Annotated in this window: 11 protein-coding genes; 4 read left to right on the top strand and 7 right to left on the bottom strand. The window is 58.0% G+C overall.

Going from position 1 to position 15,835, the window contains the following annotated elements; genetic code table 11:
* Nucleotides 1-1,157: 1,157 nt before the first annotated feature.
* The 4 genes from RISK_RS07325 (at nt 1,158) to pepT (ending at nt 4,985) form a co-directional block, all read left to right on the top strand.
* Complete coding sequence (locus RISK_RS07325) at nt 1,158-2,165, top strand: sugar phosphate isomerase/epimerase family protein (RefSeq protein WP_047813812.1); 1,008 nt, start codon at nt 1,158-1,160, stop codon at nt 2,163-2,165.
* Nucleotides 2,166-2,320: 155 nt separating this feature from the next.
* The gene (locus RISK_RS07320) at nt 2,321-2,998 is read left to right on the top strand and encodes a DUF3299 domain-containing protein (RefSeq protein ID WP_047813626.1); all 678 of its coding nucleotides are present in this window, start codon (nt 2,321-2,323) and stop codon (nt 2,996-2,998) included.
* 134 nt (nt 2,999-3,132) lie between these two features.
* Nucleotides 3,133-3,750 (top strand): DUF3299 domain-containing protein, encoded by a 618-nt coding sequence (locus RISK_RS07315; protein ID WP_236696120.1) that lies wholly within the window; start codon nt 3,133-3,135, stop codon nt 3,748-3,750.
* A complete protein-coding gene (gene pepT, locus RISK_RS07310; RefSeq protein ID WP_047813625.1) occupies nt 3,747-4,985 on the top strand; it encodes a peptidase T in 1,239 nt (412 codons plus the stop codon). The genes RISK_RS07315 and pepT overlap by 4 nt, the downstream gene beginning before the upstream one ends.
* A gap of 23 nt (nt 4,986-5,008) precedes the next feature.
* Here the strand turns inward: pepT and RISK_RS07305 are convergent, their stop codons facing one another.
* From RISK_RS07305 to RISK_RS07275, 7 genes are all read right to left on the bottom strand, one after another.
* Nucleotides 5,009-5,995, bottom strand: coding sequence for a lipase family protein (locus RISK_RS07305; protein ID WP_047813624.1), 987 nt, complete (start codon nt 5,993-5,995; stop codon nt 5,009-5,011).
* Between the two features lie 130 nt (nt 5,996-6,125).
* Nucleotides 6,126-8,114, bottom strand: a complete 1,989-nt coding sequence (locus RISK_RS07300; RefSeq protein WP_236696119.1) for a trypsin-like peptidase domain-containing protein — start codon at nt 8,112-8,114, stop codon at nt 6,126-6,128.
* A gap of 74 nt (nt 8,115-8,188) precedes the next feature.
* A complete protein-coding gene (locus RISK_RS07295; RefSeq protein ID WP_047813622.1) occupies nt 8,189-9,265 on the bottom strand; it encodes a S1C family serine protease in 1,077 nt (358 codons plus the stop codon).
* Nucleotides 9,262-11,148 (bottom strand): S1C family serine protease, encoded by a 1,887-nt coding sequence (locus tag RISK_RS07290; protein WP_047813621.1) that lies wholly within the window; start codon nt 11,146-11,148, stop codon nt 9,262-9,264. Before RISK_RS07290 ends, RISK_RS07295 begins: the two co-directional genes overlap by 4 nt.
* A 63-nt stretch (nt 11,149-11,211) precedes the next feature.
* The gene (locus RISK_RS07285) at nt 11,212-12,456 is read right to left on the bottom strand and encodes a hypothetical protein (RefSeq protein WP_047813620.1); all 1,245 of its coding nucleotides are present in this window, start codon (nt 12,454-12,456) and stop codon (nt 11,212-11,214) included.
* Nucleotides 12,457-13,138: 682 nt separating this feature from the next.
* Nucleotides 13,139-14,428: a flagellar motor switch protein FliM gene (gene fliM, locus RISK_RS07280; protein ID WP_047813619.1), complete on the bottom strand. Its 1,290-nt coding sequence runs from the start codon at nt 14,426-14,428 to the stop codon at nt 13,139-13,141.
* 7 nt (nt 14,429-14,435) lie between these two features.
* Nucleotides 14,436-15,740 carry a glutamate-5-semialdehyde dehydrogenase gene (locus RISK_RS07275; protein ID WP_047813618.1) on the bottom strand — a complete coding sequence of 435 codons (1,305 nt, stop codon included), beginning with the start codon at nt 15,738-15,740 and terminating at the stop codon, nt 14,436-14,438.
* Nucleotides 15,741-15,835 lie beyond the last annotated feature (95 nt).

Here is a 15,835-nt window from a genome sequence, read left to right as displayed (position 1 = left end):
CGACGCGAAGCGTCTGCCAGCGTCGCGGCGGTAGTCGCGTTGCCTGCGACCCGCCCAACGAAACATGCCGCTCGAAAACGTTCGGGAGCTTGTCCGCTTTGCCTCGGCCGACTTGCGAAGAACGCAAAGGGCAGTCGCTACGTCCAGTGTTGTGGGCATTGCACGGCGCAATTGGTTCCTGATCTTCGCTGTTCCCGATGCGGGACTTTCCGTGTCTGGCGTGGGCGGGCTGAACTTCGATGCAAAGGATGTGGCAACCTGGTCTCGTAGTGCAGGATCGGTCAAAATGGTTCTACGAGGTTGCCAAAGGATCATTGCATCAGACTGCCGTTCGCTGTCGTGACTGCCGCACAAAATTGCGGGCCGCAAAGGAGCTTCCGCGTCAACAAGTGGAGGCCGCTGAAGAGGTCAAACGCCGGGGATAGGTTGCTATCTCACATCGGGGTTGCAACATGGTTTGGACGCTTGCCTTGGATCGCTTCGATAGCGGATGCAACTTTTCTGCCCCGATTGCATCGGCAAGAAACCAGTCCCCCCCTCGCAACCGCGTTTCACGGGGCGCGAGCGAGCATGGGAAGCGGCGCGTGACCCCTCCCCGGAATTCTCGCTGAACGCTCGTCTTCCGACCCTCCCCAACTTCGTTCAGGAGGGTGAATTCGAACTTGTGAGCACGGTCGTTTTCAAGAGAACCAGGGGCAACGCCTGGGCTGATAAAGATGAAATCAACCAGGCGGTTTGGGCGGTTTCTGACGAATGCCATTGATACGGCGTTGGTCGTTATTGAAAAAGTGAAGGTCTAAATTGACAATTGTAAAATGCCGGAATGTGTGGGTGAAATCGCATCAATTTGCATTTTTCAATTGTCAATTTAACTTTTTCAATGAGTTGCATTCGGTTCGCACACTTGCCACCCTGCCAAGATTTCCTTCAGTCCAGGCGATGCCCCTGGCTTCGATGATGATGGCCGTTGGCCAACAAAACCGACTGCAAAAGCGCAACTTCAAAACTCACCCTTCGGGTTAGGATTGAATCAACTGGCCGTCACGGCGGGCCTCGCTGCTGCCTGCATCATCGGTCGCTACAATGGCGGGCTCCATGTTGGAAACGGTTTGGCGGGCCATCACGTTCTCATTGATCGAAGCACCCAGGAATCTGCTATGAGCGTTGAAACAAATCCGAGACGATCCGGCCGTACCGAGACGGCTTCCCCGATGCTGGGGTCGCGTCGCGCTTGGATGGCGGGCGTGGCTGGCGCTGTGGGAGCGTCGGCGTGTGCGGGTGGGGGGGCGTTGGCGGCGGACGAAAAGGATCAGCAGGGTGCAGGTCGTTCGCGAAATCCGAATCCGATCGCGGTTTCGACCTATTCCTATTGGCGTTATCGCGACGACAGCAAGCTGTCGATCGAAGAGTGCGTGGATTTGGCTGCGGACGCGGGGTTTGATGCCGTGGAGGTTCTGCATGTCCAGATGACCGACGAGTCCAACGGCACGCTTCAGCGAATTAAACAGCGAGCGTTCCGACGTGGTTTGAGTTTGTGCGGGATGTCGACTCACCAATCATTCGTTTCGCCGGATCCAGCGGAGCGTCAAAAGAACATCGATCACACAATTCACTGCATCGAGCTGGCGTATGCGATGGGCATCCCGACGATTCGCGTGAACACGGGACGCTGGGGAACGTCAGGCAGTTTCGATGAGCTGATGGCCAACAAGGGCATCGAGCCCACGCTGGAAGGCCATACAGACGAAGAGGGATTTGGGTGGGTCCGAGAAGGGTTTGAAAAGTGTTTGCCGGTTGCCGAGAAGTGCGGGGTGGTGATGGGGCTGGAAAACCACTGGGGGTTGGGACGCACCGCAGCGGGAGTCTTGCGTGTCATTGGTGAGGTGGACTCGCCCTGGTTGCGGGCGACGCTGGACACCGGCAATTTTCTCGAAGATCAGTACCAACAGTACAAGCAGTTGGCACCTGAGGCGGTGTTTGTGCAGGCCAAAACCTACTTGGGTGGAGGGACTTGGTACACGCTGGACATCGATTACAACCGTGTGGCCGAAATCCTCCGATCGGTCGACTATCGCGGCTACGTCAGTTTGGAATTCGAAGGCAGCGAAGCACACGAAACCGCGATCCCGAAGAGCTTGGCGATGTTGAGAAAGGCTTTCGGATGAGCGGGTGGGGGGGCAGGAAGCCTCGGGGTGACTTCCGGCCTGAACCCACTGGCATTTTCCGTCGTAGCAACCGGGTGTCACCCTTCTTTTGACCGTGACGGTCGGTGACCGTTTCGCTTTGATTTTGTCTTCTTACGATTGGTTGGTTTCCAGTTATGTCCGCTGAAGTCCATTTTTCAGGGGCCGCAGACGCTGCTGAGTTTCCCTACAAAGCCATCAACCGCGGCGCCATTGCGTCGTTGGTTTTCTTGATGCTGTCCTTGCCCGGGTTGATGCCGACGTTCTCGCCAATGCTGGTCCTGACGGTGCCGGGAGTTTTGGCGGGTGTGATCGCGCTGCGGGCGATCAGCCGTTTTCCGGAGGAATACAGTGGCGCGGGGGTCGCGAAATTAGGGGTGGCCGGTTGTGCGCTGCTGTTTTTGGGCGGCTTTGGTTTCCACACCTACACGTATTTGACCGAGGTTCCCGAAGGCTACGAACGCGTCGCATTTTACAAATTGCAGGGGGAGCCCAATGGGCCAGACCAACCCACGCCAGATGCATTGTCGATCGACGGGGAAGCCATCTTCCTGAAGGGGTACATCCACCCCAGCAGTGGCAGTGGGATGCTCCGCCAATTTGTGTTGGTGCCCGATCTCGGAACCTGTTGCTTTGGCGGGGATCCCCGCAGCAGTGACATGATTGAGGTGACCTTGCCGCCCGGCGAAGCGGTTCGAGCGGGCCTGACCAAACGCAAGTTGGCGGGAACCTTCAAAGTCAATCGTGTTCCACAGAGCAAAGACGACTTTGAAAACGCGATGTTCTACAAAATGCGTGTCGACCAGTACAAATAGCCGGTGCGAATCGGACGGGCACGCGATCGTGATTTGCTGTTGTGGGATCTGCGGTACAGGTTGGTACGATGGGGCGCGGCGTTGCAGGCGACCGGCACAGCGATTTTCTTCCACCAACGATGGATGCTTGTCAGATGAAACTGAATTCACGAATTGGGTCGATGGTGGTGGTTGGATGCCTCGCCATCGGAACCTCTCTTTCGGCTGTTTCTGCCGCGGATGATTCCACGACCCAGAAGGAACGCTCCGCGACAGCTCGATCGATCATCGAACAGCGCCGCGCTGCGATGCGGGGGGATGCTGCCGGGCGTGAGAAAGTGGAGGTTCGCAAGAGCAGCCTTGCGGACTTGGCCAAAGGCGATATTTCGTTTGACGATTTGACATTTGATATCGAGAAGGGCCAGGTCTTCGACGAGAAGCAACTGACCAAGGAGCTCAAGTTTCTGAATGGTCGCAAGGTGCGGTTGCGGGGCTACATGTTGCCAAGCACGTTGTACAAAGAAACCGACATCGACCAATTTGTGTTGGTGCGTGACAACCTGGAGTGCTGTTTCGGGCCGGGGGCAGCGTTGTTTGACTGCGTGATGATTGAGATGCAGCCCGGCCGAACAACCGACTTCGTTCCTCGCCCTGTCATGGTGGAAGGCACGTTTGTGCTGGACACTGAAAAGTATCGCTACCCCGGCGGCAAGGGCCCCGACGGGGCCTCTCACATGGCCGTGTTTCGAATTGAGGGACTTCGCGTCCGATGATCAACCAAGACCGATTGCTGCAACGTTTTCTTCGCTACGTTCGACTCGACACCGCCGCTGATCCGCAGTCACAGGCCTACCCCAGCACTGAAAGCCAGCGAGAATTGGCGACGATGTTGGCCGATGAATTGACACAGATGGGATTGACCGACGTGGTCTTGGACGAGCATGCGGTTGTGACCGCAACCGTTCCGGCCACCATGGATGGTCAGGCACCCACCGTGGCGTTGGTGGCGCACATGGACACTTCGCCGGAGGCCCCCAGTGAGTCAGTCAATCCTCAGGTGGTCTCTTCCTACTCAGGCGGTGACATTCCGCTGTCCAGTGGGAATGCAATCACAGTCGCTGGTTGTCCCGACTTAGAAAAAATGGTCGGTCACACGTTGATCACGACCGATGGATCGACGTTGCTGGGTGGCGACGACAAAGCCGGGGTCGCGATCATCATGGAGCTGGCTGAGACGTTGGTGGAAAACCCACATTTGCCACACGGACCGGTTCGCGTCGTGATGACGTGCGACGAAGAAATTGGGCGCGGCACAGACAAACTGGATCTGCAGCAGTTGGATGCCACCGTGGCTTACACGGTCGATGGTGGTGGCCAAGGCATCATTGACGTGGAAACGTTTTCAGCCGATGCGATGACGCTGATTTTTCGGGGCCACAACATTCACCCTGCGATCGCGAAAGATCGGATGGTGAATTCGCTGCGGGCGGCGTCTGATTTTGCGGCTTCCCTGCCCCGCGAATCGGAAACGCCCGAGACCACGGATGGCCGGGACGGTTTCATTCACTTGCACGACATCGTTGGTGGTGTCGGTCAAACTCGTGTGGAATTGATCCTGCGATCCTTTGATAGCGAGCAGTTGACCGTTTACGCCGACAAGGTTCGTGGGCTGGCCGAGCAGGCTGCCGCGGCGTGGCCGGGGATCGAGCTGCAGTGTGATGTGCGACGGCAATATCGAAACCTCGCCGATGGGTTGGCCAAACTGCCCGAGTCGATCACGTTGGCCGAGCAAGCGTTTGAAAACTTAGGCCTGTCATGTCAGACGGCGATCGTGCGTGGCGGCACCGACGGCAGCCAACTGACGGAGAAAGGTTTGCCGACGCCGAACCTGTCCAGCGGCCAGCACAACATCCACAGCGTGCTTGAATTCGCAAGTCTCGATGAGATGGTCCGTTCCGCCAATCATCTCGTTGAGTTGCTGAAACTCTGGGGCGAGAAACGCGTCTGAAGCGATCCGTTGCAGGCCGATGATCAGTTGTTTTGAAGGAACTCGATTGTCCAGTCTTGCACGGTTGGTTCTTCCATCAGGAAGGAGTGCAGCACAGGCACTTGGTGCACCGTTTGGGCTCCTTCGAGCTGAGCTTCGTCAAGGCTGACGACAAAGTCACCTTCGCCGTCCACCAATGGATTTGCGATCGGCGTTGCGACCTTTCCTGCCACGATCGCAAAGGGAAACGATGGCGTTGCGAGTTTGGATTCCACCTCGGACCAACGAGTGCCAAGTTCCATCGCACCGGGGCCAGCGACCAGTCCAAACACGCCGGTGGGAGCGAGGCGGCGGGCAATTGCGGCCCCTTGATTGGGCGGTCCAAGCATGACCATGGACCGCATTCTCGGCAGCAAGTTGCCGGGGTCGCCGTCGGCCTGCAGGTCACCGATCAGATGTCGGGTGATGATGTTGCCCATGCTGTGGCCGACGAAAGCGAACTGGGCATCGGGCGATTGGTGCTCGAGGACTTCCCGCAGTGCGGCGGCTGATTCGGCCAGTGAGCCGCGGGTGCTGGCGTAGCCAAACCGGATCGTTTGATCGAACCCTTCGGCGTGCAGTTTGGTTTCCAGGGGCTTCATGCATTTGTCCGTTCGCATCAAGCCGTGCAACAGAACCACCACCGGTCGCTCGCCGGGCGATGCGATTTCAGGCTGCAGTTTGTGGAGGGCTTCGTCGACATCGGCTCGACTGCCCCAAGCCCGGCGAATGTTATTGGGATCCAGAAGCCGCCAGTGTTTGGTCACCGCATTCTGCTGGATCCGGTAACCGTTTCTGTAGTCATGATCCGTCCACAGTTGAGCCCCGCCAAGGGTCGGCAAGGGAACGTTGATGTTCTGGGCCATGGTTGTGCTCGCGGAAGTTCCCGACCAAGAATGGACGCCCCACAACGGAGCCAGTGAAACGGCGGCAATCAAGGCAAATTGCCGAGTGGATTGGAGCCGACGAACGATTGTTTGAGTGAAGTTCATGGGGCTGTTTCAGCAGTTGCAAACTGGCGGATCGTTTGGTGTTTTCTCTGTTTTCGGGGAATATTCAACCAGAGCCCAGCGTCCGGACCAATTAGCGCGCAATCTGGTCGTCACTCATCTTTTTCGTCGATCACATCGCAAGCAGCGATCGGGTCCATTGCAGGCACAGATCACGGTTGAGCGTGAGTGTGGTTTGCAAGGGGCACCCGATACGTCGAAGCGTGGCGGCCCAGAACGGCATCTCGGAGTTTGGCGGACTGGGGATCAGGACCCGAAGCAATCGTGGCGGTCCGTCCTTTCGAAGTCGGATCGCGGGCGGTTCGGTCTCGTTCGAGATGGCCACCCCTGAAAACACATTTTCCGTCGAGAGTGAGGCACCCAGTGCCATGGAATCGGCGGGATTGGCTTTCTCGCCCATCGTGAACGCGCCGCCACCGATCAGGGAAACTGCGGACGGTGACGCACCGGATTGCTTCAGCGAGGCTGCGGTCAACTTGGTGATCGCGTCGATCTCATTGGGACGCCATTGGTCGTCGGCATCGCTGCAGATCACGCACACCGCGACGCGATGCTGGCGAGCGAGGTCTTTCCACGGATCGAGAATGGTGGCTGGATCGCGGTCCTTGGGGGGAGCCAAAACAATTGCCAGCGCCAGCGGCGTCGACCGTGCTTCGTCCGAAGCCGTTTCGGCGCTGGCTTCCGGTTGAGGGAACCAGATCGCTGCGGTGTTGGTGATGTCCGGCAACTGCAGCGTTTCGACATTCCAATCGTCCGCGGCTGAATCGTCCGACGCTTTGAGCGATGCAATCCGATCGAGTGGGCCATCCAACGTCAGGGGATCGATCGAGACCGTTTGAGTTTCACCTTCGCGTTCAATGATCAGTTCGATTGCGGTTTCGGGTTCGGATGCCCAGAGACGCTGACGCAGGGCATTGGTGTTCAAAATGGGGGAACCATCGAGTTGCATCAGCCGGTCGTTCGGTTTCAGAACGCCATCGGCGGGCGACTGATTCCAAACGACTTGAACAATGACGGACTCCGTCGAGGACTCGTCTGCTGCATCCTCTTCGTTCGATTCTTCGGTGACTTCATCGGTGGCAATCAGGCCGATGAATTGGGGCTGAAGTGGTGGGATGGTGGCGACCATGGTCGCGATGGTTGAAAGTGATTTGCCATCTCGTTCGTAGGTGATTTCAACGTCATCACCGGCATCGAATTGGCCCAGGGCAAGTTTGATCTCCTGCCGCCGGGTGACCTTTTGGCCGCCGATTGTTTGGACTTGGTCGCCAACCTTCAGGCCGGCTTTGTCGGCGGGCGAACGTTTGCGAACGACACTCAGTTCGGTTCCTTCTGCATAGGGATCGCTGCCTGCAACGACGAAGCCCAGCAAGCCCTGTTGGATGTTGTCTCCACGACGCAGTTGTTCCAGTTTCTCGGCGATGATTGAGCTGGGGACGGCGAATGCGATGCCGGAGTCGTACCAGGCGGTTGAGTCTTCGGCGCCGCCCTCGCCCACCGCTGGGATCACGATCCCACGAAAGCGGCCTTTCAGATCGATCAAGGGGCCGCCGTAGAATGCGGGTGAAATGCGGGCATCGGTCTGGATCGCAGTGCCGTCGAGACGACCGACTGCGGAGAGGATGCCCGTGCTGACCATTGGCGTGTTGGCTTCGCCATAGCGAGCCACTGCGACCATTGTTTCCCCGACTTTGTCGATGGTTTGATCGGTGGATGGGAATTCAATCGGTTGCCAGGTTTCGTCGCTGGAGGTGACTTTCAACAGCACCAGATCGCGGTGTTCGTCTTGGGCGACCACTGTCGCGGGGTATCGTTTTCCGCTCGGTGTGTTGACGATGATGCTGGCGGAGTCGCCACCGGTCACCCAGGAAGAGGTCAGGACGTGGCCCATTTCGTCGATCACCACACCCGACGTCGGTGCATCTTGTCGGACTTCTCCGTCGGCTTGCATGACGCCAATGACTTCGATGGTCACGACGGCAGGCAAGGCGTCGAGAGCGACCCCGCGGACGGCTTTGGCCAAGACGTTTTGATAACGTGCCGACGAGGGAGCCTGCGCATGGCAGACGCCTGCAAGGCAGAACGAAAACGCGAACAGCATGAGCGATCGGGCCGTTCCAAACGAACGAGGAAGAAGGGTTGGTTGAAGCGGGGTTGCCAAGGGAAGCTCGCGAATCATGGGCGCAATACCAAGTCAAGGATTTCGTTGTCTCGTTGAACCACCAACGCGACTTGGTCGCGTCGATCGATCCGTCTCAACAGATCGCGAAACGCACGTTGGTGGGATACTCGGCGACCGTTGACCAGCACGATCAGGTCGTCGGGGCGGAGGTCGACACGAGCGGCAGCGGATTCTTTGTCAACGAAGTCGATGTAGGCGGGGGTGTTTTCAAGCACGTCTGGAATCAAGCCGATGCCGAGGCTCCGCGGCGAATGCGATTTTTCGCGGGGCAGCACGGGATCGGAGTCATCTGGCAGGGTTGTCTTTCGCCCAGCCAGGATGTCACCGATGGGCTGGCGAAGGACGTTGGCGGGAATGGCGTAGTTCAACCAGACACCGGTCTTGCGATCACGAAGTTCCTTGCCAAGCATTCCCAAGAATTCGCCCTCGGGATTGATCAGGGCTCCGCCGGCTGCGCCCGGGTTGTTGGCAACCAAATCGAGCAACAGGACCTCACCGCGATAAGGGGTTTGGAAGGTCCCACGGCGGGCATCCAGTTTGGTTTTCGCGGCGACGCGGCCCTGCATCACGCTGGCGGGTTCATTGCCGGTCGCGATCCCAAATAAATTGCTGACGGCGAGCACAGGATCGCCCCAGGAGACTTGGTTGGATTCAGGGATTGGAAAGAACGGCAGGTCATCGGCTTCGATCTTCAGCACCGCCAATTCGAGCGCCGGTTCGAAGCCCACGATTTTGGATTCGAATCTTCGGCCGTCGTGAAGAATCACGACCGGATCCACGTCCAGCACATAGCTCCATGCTGTTGCGATGTGGCCTGCTGGCGAAACGAGGAAACCGCTTTGATAGGCTTCCAATCCAGACAGCCCACCGGCTCCGTAGATCTTGACCATCTTGGGTTGGACTTGATCGGAGGGCCTCGCCATCGAAGGCTGCGCGAACGCGTTGGTGAGGCCGAAGCAAGTGGTGAATGACCAGATGATGCACCCGAAGAGGATCAGCGTCCAGCTTGAACGGTGCTGGACGTTTCGTGATCGAGTCAGGTGTCGTGTGGATTTTGGAACACAGCTCATGATGGATCTCCATTGATTGGAGCAGCCTGAGGCTTGGTGGCTTGCTCGACGGACCAGTCTTCGATTTGCAAGTCCAGCACGGTCATCAACCCGTAGCGAAGTTGCATGGTGGTAGGCAGCCCGTCGTCATCGGTTCCGAACCAAAGTTCAGCGGGATCGGTGTCCGTGCCAGCGATGGATTCGATCACTTCCAAGCGTTCGGATTCGGGGTGATGCAAGAAACGCGTTTCCAGATCGGAATGAATACCAATCACGGTGTCGCGAAGCGGTCGTTGTCCCGCCAGCGGCATGGTTCCCCAGTAATAGGTTTCACCGAACTGTTGGGGGCCAAGACGCAGCATGCGTTGGAGTGCGCTGAGGCAAGCCAAAATGCCTGCGTCACGTTGTTCATCCACCACTCGAAGAAGTTCATCACCGCGAGACAACTGCTGAACATCGTCGCCAATTTTCAATTGGAATTGTCCGTCACCGATTGTCAGTTGAAAGTCGCTTGGTGGTTGATCGTCAGCGACTGGAACGGTTTTGCCACGGATCTGCCACACGGGTTCTTCCGCGGATGCCTCGGCAAACTGTCCGCGAAGGCGTTCGATGAATTTCGTCTGCTGCAGTTCGTTGTAGAAGTAATTGGCATAGCCTTCCCGCATCTCGATTCGTTTGGCAGCGACTTCAGGAATGGGTTCTCCTGCCGCGTCCTTGAGCGTTTCTTTTGACTGGTCGGGTTGGGGCGTTGGAGGAGCCTCCGGCGACGCGTTGTCAGCGGGGGCTTCGGGTGACTCATCGCCGGGTTCTGGGGGCGTTGGAGGTTTAGGAGGGGCGGGGGGCGGTGGCGGCAGTGCCGACTTCATCTTCTCCAGCAATTCCGATCCACGGTGAACGCTGGCCAATCGGACCAACGTTTCAACGCTGGCGCCGTCCTGCCGATAGGTGATCGGGATTCGCCACGACGCCGGGAACGTTGCCAAGATGTTTTGAACATCGTTGGCGGTTTGGATGACCTGCCCATCGATTTCCAGGATCTCGTCCCCGTACCTCAGTCCGCGACGATAGGCATCGCTGGAACTGAGGATGTTGGTGACGCGAACGCTCCCGTCCTCGTCCGTTCCCACGGTGGCACCCAGCGTGGCATGGTCAACGATGCGGCCGCTGTGCAGGCATCCGAGGAAGTTTTGAGCTTGGTCGCCTGAGATCGCATAGCCAACACCGACGTTGACGCGGCCGCGTTTTTCAAACGAGGCTCGCCCGATGATTCCAATCAGGTCACCTTGGTTGTCGTACAACGGACCGCCGGAGTTGCCGGGGTTGATGGAGGCATCGGTTTGAAAACAGTTGCCGTATTCCAGCAGTGTGCCGGAGGGATATTGATAGCGTCGCACGCCGCTGATGATTCCGGCGGTGACAGTGGGTTGAAGGTTGGTCGCCAGCAAGAAGGGATTGCCAATTGCAAAGCACCAATCGCCCACTTGGACGGAACGGCTGGGGACAAAGTCGGCGGTCGAAAAGTCATCGCGGCCGAGCAATTGAATCAGGGCCAAGTCGCCAACGGGATCGATGCCAACGACCACGGCGTCGTAGACGTTGCCGTCACTGAGGCCGCAACGCATGTACGTGCCCGCTGGACTGCTGACGTGAAAGTTTGTCAACGCGTAGCCATCGGGAGTGATCAGCACACCGCTTCCGCCACCACCGCCTCCCGGAACAAACACCATGACGGTGGAGGGAGTCGCTTTCGCGATGCCTGCAATCCGAGCGGTTTCGAACTCTTCGATCCACTGTTGCTCATCGGGCAGAAGAGACGACTCTTCCGCACGAGCGGTGGAGGCGAACAAAGCAAGGGTCAAACAACCGATTCGCACGCAGGCGGAACCGAGACATCGAGATGGCATGGCGAATCGTATTTCTCAGTGTGAAAACGTCAGTGCGAAAAGCATCGTGGCAGCTGCCTGCTTTTATTTTAACAAGCGGGCACCCAGCCACTCGACGCGATGTCCCAGTGCATCAGCAATGGTTGGCGGCGACGTGGATGAGTCCGTGTCAGGTTGGGTGATGCGGAGTGTGAGTCGTCGAGCATCTTCCAGGGGCAAGATCAGGCCGTGTGGTTTGCGGTCTTGGACGTCCAGCGACCAAACAGTCCGGTCGTCTAACAGGACCGACACTTTCAAAGGGGCGAACTGGTCGACATCCGATGCGATTCGGACGGCGGCAACCAATTTTTGATAGCCCTCTGGAACGCGAACGACATGATCCGATGACAGGACCGTCGTCAGATTCTTCGAGTGGGTTTCTGTCGCGAACCAAGTGGATGCCAGGTCTTCTCCGACGATTGCACTCAGTGGTTCAAGCTGGCTTTGTTGGGCAACTTCTGCGTCGCAGAGGTAAAGGATTCCCCCTGACAATCGAATGTCGAGCAATTGATCGACGGGAATCGAATGTGTGATCCCGTCACCCAGGTCCAACTGCAACGACCGACCCGTGGCGTTCCAAGTGGCTTGTTCGGCCATCCAATGTGATCCCCACTGGTCGCGGATTCGAAGTGGTTTCTCTGATTCCCGATCGCTGTTGGTGGAGAAGATCACGCCTTCCAATTTGCCCAGAGGGGCGTCAACGATATTGCCGCTGAGGTCAAACGACACGGAGTCGCGTGTGATCTCCAGGATCGTGCCTTCAATGGCGTCCAGTGCGTCGCCGTCGCGGCGAATGACCAAGCGGTCGCGTCGCTGGGGTTCTTCGACCAGCGCGAGCCAGTTGGCATCGGTCGCGGCGGAAGGGGCTCGGAATCGAACGGACTGCACCGCTCGAATGGAAACGTTGAACGATGGCTGCCCGACTGAGCGAATCAGCAGGTCTTCCTCTTTCATGGAGGTGGCGGCGGAGGCGATCTCGGATCCGCCACGAAGCAAGACGCGGGTGGGCGGGCTGGTTCGTGCCGAGCCCTCCCACTGGATCTCTGAAATCTCGGTCAACTCCCACTGCTTGGATTGGCCGTCAGACAAAGTCACCGAAAGGGTGGAACCCGTCAGGTTGTTCAGGTGTCCTGAGTACGAGTCGCTGTCGAGGGTTTCGAGCTGGATCAGGGGGCCGGAATCGGTCCCGGCGGAGGTGTCCTGGCTGAAACCCTCCGTTTTTGGAAACACAGCGGCAAGAATCGCAAAGATTGCGGCGGAGGAGATCAGATTGCGGATCGAGCGTGTCATAGGAACCGGCTTGGGCGTAAAAATCCATTCTTCGATCGTCGGTGTGACGTCTCTACAGGATAACCGTCTTGTCAGAGGCGAAGCAGGGGAAACCGCTACTTTCACGCGGGGTGAGTGGGCATGTGTTCACTGGCCGGGGCGGATTGGACGATCGTTCTTCTCGAAAAGTTGGTCCATTTCGATCCTTGTCCTATCGAGCGGGCAGCGCTAGGATGGTTGCAGCTTGAGCAGTCGTGTGAAGCTTGCGTGAAATGAGTTTGCGTTGCAGCGGAGTTGTGGTTACTATTCCCCCTATCAAACGGATTTAACCAGCCGAGTGGCTGGCAGTAGAAAGGTTAACCATGTCCATTCGATTCAACCAATCTTGCCCGACCTGCGGCCGACGAATTGACATTCGCGCATCGTTACTTGGATGTACCGTTGCCTGTCAGCATTGCGGTGCTGAGTTCACGGCTTGCATCAGCGATACGGCTCAGAACCATGAGTGTTCCGACGAGCTGCTTGATCGTGTGGAAGCCGCGCTTCGGCGTGCGGAGTCCGCCGCGACCAAGAGCGGTCTGGCGTCTCCGCCGATCGTCTCTCCCTCCGGCCGCAACTGACATCGGAGGGATTGAGCAGGAGTTCGTTGTCCGTGCTTTGGTGCTCGGGCAGCGCTGCTCGGGATCTTGGCTTCGCGTTTGCGTCACTTCGTGCGTGACACCGGTTTGCTGACGGGCTTGGGTTTGGGTGGCACTGCGGGTTTGCTTGGTGCCACGTCCAAAGTCTCCTCCATGTCCGCTTCCGCGTTTTCAGCTTCGGAAGTCGTTGGCGAGTCGTCATCCAGTTCCTGTTCTGGATCAATTTCGTCGGCTTCCCGAGATTTGGGTTCGATCGTGGCTTGGATCTGGGCCGCCTTCTTGCCTTTGTAGGCACCCGCGATGGCAGAAAATTTGGGAACGTCTTGGACGGACAGTTCCAACGCGGAGTTGGCGGCCTGTTCGGTTGTGATGATGTCGCCCACGGACAGATCCAAGAGGTCGCTGGTGCGAATTTTGGACCTCGCCAGAGTGACCACCACATCCACCGGAGCCGCATCGATGCTGTCGGCAATTTTTCGGCGGGATTGGGGGGTTGGGTTGGTTTTTCCGTAGCCCACCCAGCCGTTCCGCGACAGTTTGGCGTTGTACTTTTCGATCGAATTGAAAGGAATGCAGAGGTTCATCATCCCTCGGTTTTTACCAAGCAACACTTCGAATCCAACCAAGATGGCGACTTCGTTGGGAGGCACGATTTGGGCGAGTTGCGGGTTGCTTTCGGTGGTGTGGATCGAGGGTTCGAGGTGAATCACATTTTGCCAGGCGGGGACAATTTGTTCCAAGAACAAATCGACGACACGGCACATCAACCGAGTTTCGATTTCGGTCAGCGGTCGACGGATCGTTTCCCCCGGAACGGGGTCGCCACCGAGCATCCGGTCGATGATGGAGTAGGCAAGTCCCGGCGCAATGTCGAGGACCCAGTGACCTTCCAGCGGCAGTGGCTTGATCACGTTGAAGCAGCTTGGATTGTCGAGACTGAAGACAAATTCGCTGTAGGTCAGCTGGTCGACGCTGAGCAGCTTGACCTCAATCATGGTCCGAAGCAGACCGGAGATGGAGGCTCCAAAATTACGAGCAATCGACTCGTGGAGCGAATGCATCGCCCGCATCTGGTCTTTGCCGACGCGTTCGGGGCGTTTGAAGTCGTACGCCGTCACTCGTGAGCCGGTCGGCACACCAGGTGAGTAGGGCTTGGAGTCGGCTGGATGGGCGGCACCGACGCCGGGAGCGGAAGAACCAACACTGGTGTTGTCGCTTGCCTGGGATGGAGCCGACGGATCAGCTGAGTCCTTCTTTTCGGTGGGTGCGCCGGCCCCTTCCTCGTCCAAATTGGCCGTTTCCATGGCCTTCAGAAGATTCTCGACTTGATTTTGACTCAGTGATTCGTTGGACATCGTGTCCTCAGCCTCTTATGTGACCGTTCCCACGTACGATGTACTTGTAGCTGGTCAGTTCCCGCAACCCGCATGGGCCCCTGGCGTGAAACTTATCGGTAGAAATCCCGATTTCTGCACCCAAGCCGAACATTCCGCCGTCATTGAAGCGAGTGCTGGCGTTGACCATCACGGCAGAACTGTCCACCAGGGCGGTGAATCGCTCGGCCGCCGCCAGTTCATTGGTGACAATCGCGTCGGTGTGGCCCGAGCCGTAGTGGTTGATGTGTTCCGCGGCTTCGTCGACCGAATTGACGACGGCGATGCTGATTTGTGGGCCCAAGAATTCGGCACCGAAATCAGCTTCGGTCGCGGGAATTCCGCCGGGAACGTGGGGGGCTGCACGTTCGTCGACGCGCATTTCGATTCCACGCCCGGCCAAGCGTTTCGCGATGGCTGGGAGTGCTTGGGCGGCAATCGATTGATGAATCAGGAGTGATTCGCAGGCGTTGCAGACGCCCATCCGTTGACACTTGGCGTTTTCAATGATGTCGACCGCCATCTCGACGTCCGCGGATTCATCGACGTAGACGTGGCAATTTCCGTCGTAGTGCTTGATGACCGGCATGGTGGCTTCGGCGGCCACACGACGAATCAAATTTTCGCCGCCACGAGGGATCGTGACATCGATGAAATCGGCTTGCTGAAGAAAATGCCCCACAGCGGCTCGGTCGGTGGTTCCAACCAACTGGACGGCATCCTCCGGAATCCCGACTCGGCGGCCCACATCGTGCAGCACGTCCATGATCGCACGGCTGCTGTGCGCGGCTTCTTTGCCCCCGCGAAGAATCACCGCATTGCCGCTTTTGACACAGATACCTGCGGCATCGGCGGTCACGTTGGGGCGACTTTCATAGATGAAGAACACGACGCCCAAGGGAACGCGACGTTTTTCGATTCTCATTCCGCCTGGCCGTGCAAAGCCCTCCAGGACTTCGCCAATCGGGTCGTTCAGGGCGGCGATTTCGCGCAGGCCGGTGGCGATCCCGGCGATTCGTTCCGCGTCCAACCGCAAACGATCGATGCCCGCGTCGGTCAGCCCGTACTTGGAGGCGTTTCCGAGATCCAACTGGTTGGCTGCGATGATTGCGTCGGTCGCGTCCACCAGTGCGTCCGCGGACTCGAGCAGCCATTGATCCTTGATGTTGGTGTCCAGAGTCCCAAGCAAGCGGGAGGCCGCTTTGGCGCGACGGGCAATGTCAACGCACTGCGCCGCAAGATCGTCGGACTGGGGGGCGTCGGGTTGGGTGTCGGTCGTGGAAGCGGTCGACATGGGAACCTATGGATTCAGGTGGCGATCATGAGAATCGTGATACGAAAACCGGCTGAGATCAGGGAAATCCCAATCTCAGCCGGTCGTTCTGATTG

Source organism: Rhodopirellula islandica (assembly GCF_001027925.1).
GTDB classification, from domain to species: Bacteria; Planctomycetota; Planctomycetia; order Pirellulales; family Pirellulaceae; genus Rhodopirellula; species Rhodopirellula islandica.
Note: the sequence above shows the minus strand (reverse complement) of the source record. Positions and strands in the feature narration are given on the sequence as shown.

Coding starts and splice junctions, on each gene's coding strand:
- RISK_RS07325 (WP_047813812.1), top strand. CDS start 1,158: ATGAGCGTTGAAACAAATCCGAGACGATCCGGCCGTACCGAGACGGCT.
- RISK_RS07320 (WP_047813626.1), top strand. CDS start 2,321: ATGTCCGCTGAAGTCCATTTTTCAGGGGCCGCAGACGCTGCTGAGTTT.
- RISK_RS07315 (WP_236696120.1), top strand. CDS start 3,133: ATGAAACTGAATTCACGAATTGGGTCGATGGTGGTGGTTGGATGCCTC.
- pepT (WP_047813625.1), top strand. CDS start 3,747: ATGATCAACCAAGACCGATTGCTGCAACGTTTTCTTCGCTACGTTCGA.
- RISK_RS07305 (WP_047813624.1), bottom strand. CDS start 5,995: ATGAACTTCACTCAAACAATCGTTCGTCGGCTCCAATCCACTCGGCAA.
- RISK_RS07300 (WP_236696119.1), bottom strand. CDS start 8,114: ATGCTGTTCGCGTTTTCGTTCTGCCTTGCAGGCGTCTGCCATGCGCAG.
- RISK_RS07295 (WP_047813622.1), bottom strand. CDS start 9,265: ATGAGCTGTGTTCCAAAATCCACACGACACCTGACTCGATCACGAAAC.
- RISK_RS07290 (WP_047813621.1), bottom strand. CDS start 11,148: ATGCCATCTCGATGTCTCGGTTCCGCCTGCGTGCGAATCGGTTGTTTG.
- RISK_RS07285 (WP_047813620.1), bottom strand. CDS start 12,456: ATGACACGCTCGATCCGCAATCTGATCTCCTCCGCCGCAATCTTTGCG.
- fliM (WP_047813619.1), bottom strand. CDS start 14,428: ATGTCCAACGAATCACTGAGTCAAAATCAAGTCGAGAATCTTCTGAAG.
- RISK_RS07275 (WP_047813618.1), bottom strand. CDS start 15,740: ATGTCGACCGCTTCCACGACCGACACCCAACCCGACGCCCCCCAGTCC.